Genomic DNA, 12,109 nt, shown 5'->3' with positions numbered 1-12,109 from the left:
CTTGGCGTCCGCGGAGCGCCATCGGACTAAGCCGCTCTCGCGGCAGGGCGCTGCGGCACGGTCATCGCTGAGATTTCGCCTGTGAGGCGCTGCATCCGAGGATTTCGGGGTCGTTTCCCCTGATCCTTGGAGGCCTCCATGACCGATGCCGTCACCGTCAGTCCGCTGCGCCAGCGGATGATCGAGGACATGACCATCCGCCGGTTTGGCGAGCACACGCAGCGCGATTATGTGCGGCAGGTCCGGGAGTTCACGGTCTTCCTCGGCCTGTCGCCGGATCGGGCCGAGCCCGAGGATCTGCGACGCTACCAGCTTCACCTGGCTTCGCTTGGTGCGAGCTACGCCCGGATGAACCAAGCCTGCACGGCGTTACGGTTCTTCTTCCACGTCACTCTGGGTCGGACCGGGTTCGGCGACCGCATGGCGCGGATCCCGACGCCGGAGCGCCTGCCGGTGGTGCTGGGCACCGAAGAGGTCGCGCTGTTGCTGGCGCATGCGCGGAGCCTGAAGGACCGGGCGGCGCTTAGCATCGCCTATGGCTGCGGACTGCGGGTCTCGGAGATCGCCCACCTCAAGGTCGCCGACATCGACAGCGCCNAGGACCGGGCGGCGCTTAGCATCGCCTATGGCTGCGGACTGCGGGTCTCGGAGATCGCCCACCTCAAGGTCGCCGACATCGACAGCGCCCGCATGCTGATCCGGGTCGAGCAGGGCAAGGGCCGCAAGGACCGCTATGTCATGCTCGCGCCCGACCTGCTCGATCTGCTGCGACAATGGTGGCGGGTGAAGCGGCCGCGCGGCTGGCTCTTTCCCGGCCAGCAGCCGGGCCAGCCGATCACGACGCGTCAGCTCAACCGAGCCTGCCATGCCGCAGCCGTTGCGGCGAAGCTCGACAAGCGGGTGTCGATGCACACGCTGCGGCACAGCTTCGCCACGCATCTGCTGGAACGGAAGACCGATATCCGGGTGATCCAGGTCCTGCTCGGCCACAGGAAGCTCGACACCACTGCCGTCTATACCCGCGTCGCGCTGAAGACCCTGCGCGAGGTGACCAGCCCGCTCGCGCTGCTGGCGCCGCCGCCACCGCCGTAACGCTCCGCGCCGATCATGGCGCGGCCTTCGCTGGAGGTCGCGGATATCCTGAACCGGCATGGCGACGCCTTCCTCGCGCGCCACCGGCTCAGCCGCGGCCAGCTCAAGGTCATCGGTGCGATCCGGGCCTGCCGCACGGCTGCGCTCGGCGGCCATGTCATGGCCTGCGGCGACTGCGATCACGCGACGATCGCCTACAACTCCTGCCGCAACCGCCACTGCCCACGCTGCCAGAGCGCGGCGGCGAAGGACTGGCTGGCGGACCGGCAAGCCGATCTCCTGCCCGTGCCTTACTACCATCTCGTTTTCACCTTGCCGGCGCCCCTCGCGGCCATCGCCTTCCAGAACAAGGCCGAGGTCTATGGTCTGTTGTTCAAGGCAGCGGCCGCGTCGCTCGCCACCATCGCGATCGATCCCCGCCATCTCGGCGCCCGCATCGGCTTCACCAGCGTCCTTCACACCTGGGGATCGGCGATGACGCACCATCCCCATCTCCATATCATCACGCCCGGCGGCGGCCTCTCGCCGGACGGCGCGCGCTGGATCGCGTGCCGGCCCGGCTTCTTCCTGCCGGTGCGCGTGCTCTCCCGGCTGTTCCGCAGGCTCTTCCTCGAAGGGCTCGCGGCCCTGCACGCGGCCGGCCGGCTCGCCTTCCATGGCGATCTCGCTCATCTGGCCGAAGCCCATGCCTTCACCGCCATGCTGGCGCCGCTGCGACGAGCCGACTGGGTTGTCTATGCCAAGCGCCCCTTCGGTGGCCCCGAGGCCGTGCTGGCCTATCTCGCCCGCTACACCCACCGCGTCGCCATCGCCAACAGCCGCCTCGTCGCCTTGGATCGGCACGGGGTCACGTTCCGCTGGAAGGATTATCGCGCCCGCTCCGCCGGCAAGGCCTGGCGCAAGACCATGACGCTGGCGGCCCACGAGTTCATCCGCCGCTTTCTGCTCCACATCCTGCCCGACGGCTTCCACCGTATCCGCCACTACGGCCTGCTCGCCTCCAGCCGGCGCGCCGGCACCATCGCCCGCATCAGGCAGATCATCGCGGCGCCGACGCCGGCCGCAACGACGGCAGATCGTGAAGCTGAGTTCTCGGCCGAACAATCCGATCTGGTCGACGAGCGGAGGTCACCTTGCCCATGCTGCGGTGGTCGCATGATCATCGTCGAGCGCTTCGCTCCGGGCACAGCGCCGCGCACCATCGTCGCCGTCAGGATCGACACATCATGACGACGGCGCCGGGGAGCCACCCAGACGGACCACCGCCGGTCTCAGCCAGAGAGCGGGCAAGCCCGTTCGCCCCGATGGCGGAAACAGAGATCACCGCAGGCTCGAATATATCCAATGCGAGGCCAAGTGCGGGCTCCCGGGCATCTCGGTCGGAGCATCGCGCCGCCGTCCCGCGCCTCGCACGATCCCGCCGACCAGGCCGCGCGGCGAAATCCCCATAGCGCACGACCCCGGGCCGCGGCTTCCTCCCCTGGAGGCTTTCGGACGCCGGCCCTCAGCCCGGTCAGACCCCGCCCGCACGGACCGGCATCCGAAACCCTTCACAACTACAGACATTGGAGTCTTGCCAGTAAGCGGACATTACGGCCACTAGGTTAAAGGAGGCACTTCGACCCGTGGCGGACACAAGGCGGTCTGATCGGACACGGTCGGGTATGACACCGCGAGATCGGCGTCACCGACGACGACGTGCAGGCCTGGCTCGACGCTGCCGCTTGCGACGGCGCTTGCGAAGATCGTCTCGCTGGTGGTCCGGAATGCCGGAACAAATGCGACAGATGGCTGAGGGCTTACGAGGCTTGGAGGAGGATGCCCCCCGCGAGGCGGGCTGGTTTCTTGACTCGCCGGCCAGTTTGGCGACCGGTCTCACGGCATTAGAGCGGACCATGTATTTTCGGGGTGAGTACCTGAACAAGCACTGGTGCCTGACATCTGCGGTTGTGCCCGAAAAGATGTAGGTTCGGAGCTAGATCTGACACGGCTCAGTAGCCAATACACAGAACCTTGCCAACTCCAGCAGTGCGTTCAGACGGCCCTTTCCTATCCCCTAGCGCACCTGACTAGGCCGCGCACGATCAAAGCCACCGCTTGATCCACGTGCGCGGTCCTCGCCAAGCTATGGCTCTCGTCTCTCTCCAAACCGTTCCTCAAAGCCGACAAACCGTGATCGCCGAAGTTGTCGCGACCTTTCCAGCGGAGACCACCGCCTTCGCCCGGAAGAAGCCGCATTTCAGCGGCGATGTCTCGCGCACAGCCACCGAACCCACCCATAAGGTAAAGCGGCCTCTCCGCTACGATAGCGCTAAGGACCTCTTCGGCAACGCCAGGCATTTTGCCTTTGAAGCCCTCGACGCGCCCACCGAGAGCGACAAGCGCATCGGTTTCACGCACGATTAGACGGCGCATAGCGGTCAGTTGCTGTTCGATGCCTGCCGACGAATGCCGAGCCAAGGCATCTCCCAGTCGATCCACAGGGATGACATGGCCGTCCAAGTCAAGAAACTTGAACTCGACCAAGCCTTCGGTCCTCGCGCGCTTCTCCTTCAAGTCCGCCAATGAAAGCGAAGAGATCGAGGGCCAAGGAAGGTAATTGACGATGGAAGCCCGCCGGTCGCCAGCGTCCGCGTCCCTACGATGCCGGGTAACCAATTCGAAGAGCAACTCGGTGAAGCCATCATCCCGGAGGTCGCCGCCGTAGGCCAGCCGGGCGCCTAGCGCCAGTAGGTGGCGGGCTATCTCGGCAGCCGCGTCTCGCAGATGCTCCGGCGCAAGGCCCAGCGCCGCCATGTCCGTACTTTCGGAGATCGAGATCGCGATCGTCCGATCGCTGAGGGGTTCGTTGTAGCTCACGCGCCGTCTCCCGAAAGAGCGATCCATTCGGTGAGGCTCCTCATACGCAAGTCCGGCACTAGCTCCTCAAACAAGCGTTGTTCTTCGGCGCCGAGAGGCGGGTCGGGATAGACGACCGTGACTGCGTTGCTTTTCGATCTGTCGAGCCCGACGAGGGAGATCAGCTCCGGTGGACGCGGTAGGTATTGTACGGTCCCGTCGGCCGGCTCTTCAAGCAGAGCGATGCGACAGCGCCACAGGAAATCCTTTAAAACCTCGTCCAACAGATGACCGATGACTTGCTCAATACGATCGAGCTGTGCGGGATCCATCCTCACGACGGGTACGTTGCCCATATACGGAAAGCCACGCTCATCCAGGTCCGTAAGGCAATTTGCGATCACGAGAGGCACACTGGCCCTCTTCGCCTCGATGATCTCTCGCCGACACCACTCACGGGACGAGAAGCTGTCGGTGTGAATGGCCACGACGGCGCTCGTGCGGATCTTATGGACGATGACCTTGTCGAAGCGGAGGCCCGGCGAGATGTCGTGGACGTCGAAGAAGCTGGAGAGACTGGATGTCTCGAACAAGGTCCTCCGGATCGCGTTGGCGATACGCTCGCCGTCGTCGTCTCGCTTGGAATGGCTCAGGAAGACTTCCACCTTCTTGAGATACCGGCCGAGTTCCTCGTCCGGATCGCCAGGATGCCGTAGCCGCTCGAGGTAGAGACGCAGCATTCGTGTGAACTGGTACGTCAATTCGGAGATCAGCTTGCGCCTACGTCCTTCCACCTCCTCTTTCATTCGGTCCCAACGAACGGCTTGCTCGACAATTCCCGAGTGTGTCAACGAGTCGTCGATAGCGACGGGGAATACCCGCGTTCCAAGACCTTGGGCGTCGGATCTCGCCGCAAGGTCGTCGTACCACTGGCGATAACTTGGGTCGTTCGCGAAATTCGCGTCGAACAGGACGACGACCGCGGCCGTGTCGCTCTCGGCGAAGTCGATCGGCAAGGGAGCATCCGAGCCGGTAGCCGGCTGCGATCGATATTGGACACTTAAGCCGGCGCCGCCAGATGCGTTCTCGAAGAGCTTGCGGCGAAAATGGTCGTACACGGCGCGGGCGATTTCGGAACCCTGCTCAAAGGCTGGATGCCAAGCGACGTACACGACGATGAAAGGGCGGGTCGGAAGTGTCATGCGACGATCAATCATAGCTTTCTTGGGCCAGGGCAACCGTCCTGCGCAGTCCCGTCGACCGCTGCGCAACCGGCGAAATGAATCGCGCGCTCAGGCCGTGTTGCGTTCGTCCATCTGCGCCACTCAAGCGATGACGCGGTCGCTCTTGTAGGAGTAGCGGGCCCCGCTGGCGTCGAAGTCGAAAGGATCGCCCATGACGCGGTTAAATTTCGATGCGAAGCTCGCGTGTAGCCAATCGAAGAGCGGCCTGGCGTTCTCGGCGTCGATGGAGCGGTGCCCCCGGCGATTGGAGTAGCCCAGGGCCTGCAGGACGTCGACGGGCACCACGGCGGCCTCGCGCCCCAGATAGACGAACCTTTCCGATATGAGCACTCGGTCCGTTCGGGTATCGGCTCGCACGTTGTAGTCGTCGGGAGCACCGTCGGGGCGACTGTGATGCGAATCCTCCTGCAACCAGGTCACACCGTCCGCCGCGCGACGATAAATGTTGTCGCCTACCATCGATTTCCGCGAACCGTTTCGGATCGGCCTTTTCGATCGGAAGCGAAGATCGGCCCAATATTCGTCGAAGGTCGCCGTTTCGGTCACCTGCATCGCGAACAGGCAGCGCCCCGTCGCGTTCAGCCTACTGCCGCCCATTCCGACGACCCAGTCCGCGACTTTGGCGACGCGGCGGATATCAGGCTTGCAGGTCGCCAAGGTGCAATAGCCATGGAACGGGTTGGGAGCGAAGCCGAAGTCCCGAGCGACGACGTAGAGATACGCGGTCGAAGGCCGCGTCAGCATCGAGACGTAGCCGATGCATGCACATTGTCCCGAGCCCCTCCCCCCGGAGCCTGGAAAGGACTGTCCGTGCCGTCGATCGCGTCGATCAAGGAATCGGAATTCCAGTTCACCAGGGCATCGCCGTACCGATCGAATTTCGAGGGAAGATCCGCAGCGGTACCGCCTCGCGCATAGACGCCGACGATCCTCTTCCCCAGCTCGTTGGCTGTCTCGATCTCCCAGTCCACCCACTTCCGGCTATGCGTGTTCGAGCCGATCAAGACGATGACCGTCGACGCCCAAGCCATCTTCATCCGCAACAGTCGCTTGATCGCGTTGTCGGAGACAAGGCCTTTCTCAATTCGTTCGCGATTGGCAGGTTTCGCTCGAATGGAACTATTACGAAGCGCATAGCCGTTACGCGAAAGCATTCCCGTCAGCCGGTCGACGTGTGCGTCGTCGGCGTGATGGTGACTTATGAAGACATGTTTCCGCTTGGACATGCCGCTCCTCGCTCGGAACCTGAGGTTGCAAGTTGCCATCCCGGCTTGCAACATGCCGAACGACCCGGCGGATCGTGTCAGGATCACTGCTTGTGGAAAAGTCAGTCTTTGGCTCGTTTCGGCGCCAAGGCTCACTTGGGCGGACGCTACGGGAAGCGGTGCGCCCGTCCACTCGTTAGCCCACTTTTCGCGGCATGCTCGACGGCGCGCTAGTCCGGTCCAGCACCCACTGCGCCCAAATGACCCTGAGAGCCGGATCGCGGCAGCTGTCCGACGCCGATTTGGAGAGCGCCTCCCATCCCCTTCGCCGAGCGCTGTCAGCCGCGGCAATCCGAACCATATCTGCATGACCTGAGGGCAGGCCTTCCGCCCGCACGATCTCCGCGAAGCGGGCTTCGACGAGGGCCTCGCTCGAAAGCTCTTCGAGAAATCCTATGCATTTCCCCAACGCGGCCTTCGCCGATGCGCGCGGAAGGGCGATGCGACATTCGCTGCGAGGATGCGGACATTCGCCGACTCGATACTTTTCCATGTCCGCCTCGTAGGCGTGGAGGCTGTCGGCGACGAGCACGAACGAACCTAGTTCCAGACCCAAGCAGCCAGCTATGTATTCCTGCAGGATCGTGAACTGGACGACGTTATAGGGCGTGCCGCGGAAAACGTCGTTGCTTCTGAGAACCTGTAGCCATTCCAGTCGCCCGGAACGCACCTTGAGGATGGAGCAGACGTTGCACGGCACGTCTGGCGACGGCGGACGGCCGCGATCGTCCGAAAGATCAACGCGGGGATCCCATATCTGGAGCACCACTTGCCGGCTGCTCGGGTTACCCGCCAGCGAGTCGATGGCCAACTCGATCTGATCGCGCCCGAACACGCTTCTCAAGCGCTTGCCATAGGCTCCGTCATAACGGGCGCCGTGCCCCGCGAACCTCGGCAGGGCCGGATTCCAGAAATTAACGAACCTCGCATCGTCCCTGCCACCAAGGATCCAGAACGCCTCGGCTATCGCGAAAGCGGGATTGATCGCGGGGCAGCGCGAAAAAACCCACCTCTGCGTGGGATCGGTTATTCGCATCGTCGAGTGAAGGATCTCCTTCGTCGCGCCGCCGCGCCCCTCGATTGGCTCGCCGAGGCTTCCGGTAACGGCGCGAACCGCGCCCACCCACGCCTCGTCGGCGGTCGCGCCGTGGAAGAACGGGATCGCCTGAAGAGGATCCTCGTCGTCCAGCCGCTCACAACTCATGCCGCTCCCTGCCCGTTCGGATCGATGCGCCAGTCGGCGCGAATGTCCAAGATTCGTTCCGACCTCATCCTATAGCAATGGGCAGTCCCGGACATGAGTTTCGCCTAAAGTGGAGCAACGGGGCGCCCGTCATCCCCAAATATCGTTGCGACCGATCTCGCCGAGCGCCCCTTGGGTATTTTATGCTCGGCCAATTCAAGGGCTTGGCGGCGGATGCAAATGGCCACGACGGCGACTTTCCTACACGTCACCGATACCCATCTCAAACCGGGCGGTCTCAGCAACCAAGAAGATCTAAAACTAGACGTACCCGGCATAGGCCCGGTTCGCCGTATCGACGCCCTTCGCATTACCGTCAGGCAATTGGCCGAGAGGCTGAAGGCCGAGGACCGGAAGCTGGACGGGGTGCTCTTTTCAGGCGACGCTCAGGACAAGGGCCTTCCCAACGGTCACAAAGAATTACGCGAGGTTCTGAGGGAAGAGCTCGGGGGCGTGATGTCCTGTGGCGCTCGCTTCGTTGCGACGCCCGGAAATCACGACGTACCTCAAGGAAGCGATCCGGGTAGCGAAAAGCGGTACGCGGAGTTTACGGAAATATGGCGCGATAAGAAAAATCCGGCCGTCACTCCTTGGCTGGACGACATCGACGGACCGTCCATCGCGGCTACGAACTTCGACGAGCACCGCTTCGCCGCACCAGACGGAAGCTGGGTGATCTATCCGCTGAACACGTGCAACTGGTCGCACACCCAGGTCAGGCTGCCTGAAACCGTGGCGGCGGCCATCGATAAAATCGACCAGCTCCTCGAAAGCCAGGAGGACCTTCGGAAGGAAGTCGCCGACCTCATTGCGAGGGACATCCGAGCGCCATACGAAAAGCATCTGCTCTACGACATCGCGCGCGTTTCGCCGCAGCAGCTCGGCGCCATGAAACCGCTTATCGACGACAGCAATCAGGATCGGAGAAAGCCCGTCCGGATCGTGCTGATGCATCACCATTTGCTGGCCCCCTCGATCCGGGAGGAGTTGCGGCCCTTCGGGGACATCGTGAACGTCAGCGGCCTGCGGACCTATCTCAAACAGAACGAGATCGACATCGTCATTCACGGCCACAAGCACGTGGAGGCTTTGGCCTACGACTATATCTACGATCACGACAAGACCGTGCAGACGGATGCGCGACGTATCATGGTCATCTCGGGTGGAACGGTCGACGGTCCTACCGATGCGAGTTCCATGCGCCTCATCACAATCGCGGGCTTGCCCGGGGCTCCGAAGGTCGAGGTCGAGCAGATCCCGCTCGGTCGGTTGGGATTCAAGCTGGCGAAAGGAGCCGTGTACGGTGGCCGCTTGTGGAGGACGAACGAACAGGTTCAGGGGGGGCCGGTCGTCATCAACGGCACCGATATAGACGACGTCTACGCGCAGGCCGTCCAAGCCGCCAAGGAAGAGGCAGACAAGGGGATGCTCATCGTGCATCTCGACCTGCCGGCTCCTAAACCGGCATCCGACGACGAGACTCCCAAGCTGCCGTTCCCGAGTACGTACCCAAATCCCGACGTCGCATCGAACGCGACCGAACAGCCGGAGCTCGACGCGTGGGTCGAGGATCTCGCATCCTGGTGGCAGTTGCCGACCTCGGCGCTGGAACCGAGATTTCCTTACGTCCATGGGACACGCCTGCGTCGCTTCGCAGGCCGCTTCGATCAGGTTCAAAGGGTGGTTGCCTTGCTGAAGGCTTCCGCTTCCACCTCGCGGGCCATCGCGGTTTTGATAGATCCGCTTAGGGATTTTGGCCAATCCGGCGAGGGCGAGGACTTCGCGTCGTTCTGCCTGGTGCAGTTCCGTAGGCGTTCCGCCGAGGCCGGGGGGAGCCATCTGGACTGCACGGCCTACTATCGTGCCCAGGAATTCAAGCACTGGTGGCCGATAAACGTCGCCGAACTTCGGAAGCTTCAATTGGAGGTCGCGGAGCAGCTCGGCTGTAGCCCTGGTCGGATCACCACGATCGCCGCCGACGCCCGCGCCGTCGTGAGTCGCGCGCCTGGCCAAGTGGCGGTACCGGCGATCGACAGATGGCTTGACCAGGCGCCGGCCAAACTCATGGCGTTGGCGAGCTACCTGTGCGTCGTTTCCCCGCCTCGGTCGGAATTGAAAGCGGTCGCAGCTGAATGGTTGCAATATCTCGCCGACCAAAAAGCGGCCACCGAGAAGACCGCCTTCAACGCGGACGGCGTTCCCGTGGCAATAGACAGCCTGGAGATCCTGGCTTCATACGTGGAGGCGCTGACGTCGACCGACCCCAACGAGGGACGCGGTCTCGCTGCCACTCTCAAGGATTTGGCACGTGAGAACCGCAAGTACGAGCGGTCGTCGAAGGATTGGTCCGCGTTTCGCGATTGGGCGGATAGGGCCTCGGCGCTCTGCGACCAACTCAAATTATTGGACGAATCCCGCATGTCCCACTTGGAAGCCGGCGAGCGCGATGCATCGATCGAGCCCGTTCCGGCATGACGCCTCGCGCCATGCCACCGATAAGCGGGGCCCGAGGCCTTCTCGTCGTCCTTGAAGGCCCCAACGAGGTGGGAAAGACCACGTTGGCGGACGCGCTGTCGTCCCGCTTGAGCGAACGCGGCTCTCCTAGCATCGTCCATCGCTTCCCCGGGCGGATGCCCTCGACGCTCGGCGAACACGTATACCGCCTCCACCACGCACCCCGGGAGTTCGGCATCGACGCGATCGCTCCTGCCGCGCTACAGGCCCTCCACGTCGCGGCCCATTTGGACGCCATTGAGCGGTTGATCCTGCCTGCTTTGGAGGATGGCATCAACGTCGTGCTTGATCGTTATTGGTGGTCGACGATCGCCTACGGGACCGCTGGCGGCGTCTCTCGGGATTTGCTTTCCAGCCTCGTCGCCGCCGAGCGCTTGGCCTGGCAAAGCGTCGAGCCCTCGTTAGCAGTGCTCCTCGATCGGTCGAGCGCGGAGTCCGCGGCGGGCGACCTGGACATGCGGGCCGAACTGCGCCGCGAGTACGCCAAGCTTGCGCACGACGCGCGCGCCCTCCATCCCGTGGCTCTCGTGGAAAATTCAGGGACGTTCGAGCGAACCTTGGACACGATATTGTCCCAGCTTGAACTCGCGATAAACGGCGCCACCCGCGCCCCCAATCCGACGGGCGGCCATGGCGACGCTTGAACCGACGGTGGTCTACGATACGTTCTGGCGGTTCGCCGCCGAGCGGCACGCGATCTACGAGCGCCGAATGAGCGGCAGCCCGGGCCCATGGACCAAGGACCCGATCCTGCTGCGGTATCGTTTCACGAACGCTTACAGGGCCGCGGACCGGGTGAGCCAGTACCTGATCACCGAAGTACAAAACGGTCCGGGGCGGTCCCAGGATCCGCGGGAAGTCTTCTTCCGCACCATTCTCTTCAAGCTCTTCAACAAGATCGAAACGTGGCGGCACATTGAGCGCGAATGCGGTGCCGTATCATTCGGATCCACGAACCTGGAAGACGTCGATCGCGCGTTGGAGGAGCTGCGTATACGGACGCCCATATATTCCGCCGCCTACATTATGCCGTCGCCCAAGCTGGGCGGCTTGCGTAAGCACACGAACCATCTGGCGCTTGTCCGCCTCATGATGAGGGAGAGGCTGGCGGAAAGACTGCATCAATCCGCGGGCTTGGCGGACGTCTACGAGAAACTGCGCGCCTATCCAGGCGTCGGCCGGTTTCTGGCCTTCCAATATGCGATTGACATCAATTATTCGGAGATGCTTCGATTCGACGAAGGTGCATTCGTCGTCGCAGGCCCGGGTGCTCTGGACGGTATCTCGAAATGCTTCGGCTCGACGTCGGGACTGACGCCCGAGCAGGTCATCATGCGCGTGACCGAGCGCCAGCACGAAGAGTTTTCGTCGCGAGGCATCAACTTCAAGGGCCTATTCGGAAGGCCTCTGCAACCGATCGACTGCCAGAACCTGTTTTGCGAGATCTCGAAGTATTCCCGCGTGGCGCATCCCGAGATACCGGGCCTCGCAGGCCGAACGAAGATCAAGCAAATCTATCGAACCGATCCGCAACCGCTGGCGCCCCCTCGATTTCCGGCTCATTGGAACCTAGGTATAAAACCTGCCTTCCGGTAAGGCGATAGAGATTCCCACCATTCGGATACTCCAGTCATACCTTAGCCAGACGTGGCGAGCCTGCGTCTGCCGCTACGCGCGACAAATAATAGCTTAAAATCTGCCGGCGCGATCCTCCTGTGTCGGAGTGATTTCTTACTGATAGAAAGCGCGCATCCAAAAAGGTCGAAATCGCCGTATCGCCATCGCGATCGATGCGGGATCCATCGGCGAGCGACGTATCCAGACGTTCGCCAGGCGGAGTGACCCGTTGTAGCGCTGCCGCTGCAACTTGAAATGCGTTAGCTTCCCATTGTTATGCTGCAGGCCTGATGCAC

At 62.8% G+C, this 12,109-nt stretch carries 10 protein-coding genes; 5 read left to right on the top strand and 5 right to left on the bottom strand.

All coding sequences use genetic code 11. The features are described from left to right. Positions 1–138: 138 nt before the first annotated feature. Positions 139–1,092 (top strand): tyrosine-type recombinase/integrase, encoded by a 954-nt coding sequence (locus tag Q9235_RS03755; RefSeq protein ID WP_306225451.1) that lies wholly within the window; start codon positions 139–141, stop codon positions 1,090–1,092. A 15-nt stretch (positions 1,093–1,107) separates the two neighbouring features. Further along, positions 1,108–2,322 carry an IS91 family transposase gene (locus Q9235_RS03750; protein WP_306225450.1) on the top strand — a complete coding sequence of 405 codons (1,215 nt, stop codon included), beginning with the start codon at positions 1,108–1,110 and terminating at the stop codon, positions 2,320–2,322. Positions 2,323–3,141: 819 nt separating this feature from the next. Here Q9235_RS03750 and Q9235_RS03745 read toward each other — a convergent pair. The 5 genes from Q9235_RS03745 to Q9235_RS03725 form a co-directional block, all read right to left on the bottom strand. After that, positions 3,142–3,951 carry a hypothetical protein gene (locus tag Q9235_RS03745; RefSeq protein ID WP_306225449.1) on the bottom strand — a complete coding sequence of 270 codons (810 nt, stop codon included), beginning with the start codon at positions 3,949–3,951 and terminating at the stop codon, positions 3,142–3,144. After that, positions 3,948–5,132 (bottom strand): toll/interleukin-1 receptor domain-containing protein, encoded by a 1,185-nt coding sequence (locus tag Q9235_RS03740; protein WP_306225448.1) that lies wholly within the window; start codon positions 5,130–5,132, stop codon positions 3,948–3,950. The genes Q9235_RS03745 and Q9235_RS03740 overlap by 4 nt, the downstream gene beginning before the upstream one ends. A gap of 123 nt (positions 5,133–5,255) precedes the next feature. Then, positions 5,256–5,918, bottom strand: coding sequence for an Nmad2 family putative nucleotide modification protein (locus Q9235_RS03735; RefSeq protein WP_306225447.1), 663 nt, complete (start codon positions 5,916–5,918; stop codon positions 5,256–5,258). Continuing rightward, on the bottom strand, positions 5,912–6,400 hold the full coding sequence (locus tag Q9235_RS03730) for a TIR domain-containing protein (protein WP_306225446.1): 489 nt from the start codon (positions 6,398–6,400) through the stop codon (positions 5,912–5,914). The genes Q9235_RS03735 and Q9235_RS03730 overlap by 7 nt, the downstream gene beginning before the upstream one ends. A gap of 175 nt (positions 6,401–6,575) precedes the next feature. Beyond that, positions 6,576–7,643, bottom strand: coding sequence for a thymidylate synthase (locus Q9235_RS03725; RefSeq protein ID WP_306225445.1), 1,068 nt, complete (start codon positions 7,641–7,643; stop codon positions 6,576–6,578). Between the two features lie 219 nt (positions 7,644–7,862). Between Q9235_RS03725 and Q9235_RS03720 the strand changes: the two genes are divergently transcribed. The 3 genes from Q9235_RS03720 to Q9235_RS03710 all read left to right on the top strand — a co-directional run bounded on the left by Q9235_RS03720 (position 7,863) and on the right by Q9235_RS03710 (position 11,792). Further along, positions 7,863–10,157 carry a metallophosphoesterase gene (locus Q9235_RS03720; protein ID WP_306225444.1) on the top strand — a complete coding sequence of 765 codons (2,295 nt, stop codon included), beginning with the start codon at positions 7,863–7,865 and terminating at the stop codon, positions 10,155–10,157. Between the two features lie 83 nt (positions 10,158–10,240). Further along, entirely contained in the window at positions 10,241–10,840 is a 600-nt protein-coding gene (locus Q9235_RS03715; protein ID WP_422678264.1) for a dTMP kinase, read from the top strand. Beyond that, positions 10,827–11,792 (top strand): nucleotide kinase domain-containing protein, encoded by a 966-nt coding sequence (locus tag Q9235_RS03710; RefSeq protein WP_306225442.1) that lies wholly within the window; start codon positions 10,827–10,829, stop codon positions 11,790–11,792. The genes Q9235_RS03715 and Q9235_RS03710 overlap by 14 nt, the downstream gene beginning before the upstream one ends. The last annotated feature ends 317 nt before the right edge of the window (positions 11,793–12,109 follow it).

The sequence above is a fragment of the Bosea beijingensis genome, assembly GCF_030758975.1.
Classification (GTDB): Bacteria; Pseudomonadota; Alphaproteobacteria; order Rhizobiales; family Beijerinckiaceae; genus Allobosea; species Allobosea beijingensis.
The sequence above is the reverse complement of the archived record's forward strand: the minus strand, read 5'-3'. Positions and strand labels throughout refer to the sequence as shown.

Bases quoted from the DNA above. Each gene is read 5' to 3' on its own strand.
- Q9235_RS03750 (WP_306225450.1), top strand. From the start codon at position 1,108: ATGGCGCGGCCTTCGCTGGAGGTCGCGGATATCCTGAACCGGCATGGC.
- Q9235_RS03740 (WP_306225448.1), bottom strand. From the start codon at position 5,132: ATGACACTTCCGACCCGCCCTTTCATCGTCGTGTACGTCGCTTGGCAT.
- Q9235_RS03735 (WP_306225447.1), bottom strand. From the start codon at position 5,918: ATGCTGACGCGGCCTTCGACCGCGTATCTCTACGTCGTCGCTCGGGAC.
- Q9235_RS03730 (WP_306225446.1), bottom strand. From the start codon at position 6,400: ATGTCCAAGCGGAAACATGTCTTCATAAGTCACCATCACGCCGACGAC.
- Q9235_RS03725 (WP_306225445.1), bottom strand. From the start codon at position 7,643: ATGAGTTGTGAGCGGCTGGACGACGAGGATCCTCTTCAGGCGATCCCG.
- Q9235_RS03720 (WP_306225444.1), top strand. From the start codon at position 7,863: ATGGCCACGACGGCGACTTTCCTACACGTCACCGATACCCATCTCAAA.
- Q9235_RS03710 (WP_306225442.1), top strand. From the start codon at position 10,827: ATGGCGACGCTTGAACCGACGGTGGTCTACGATACGTTCTGGCGGTTC.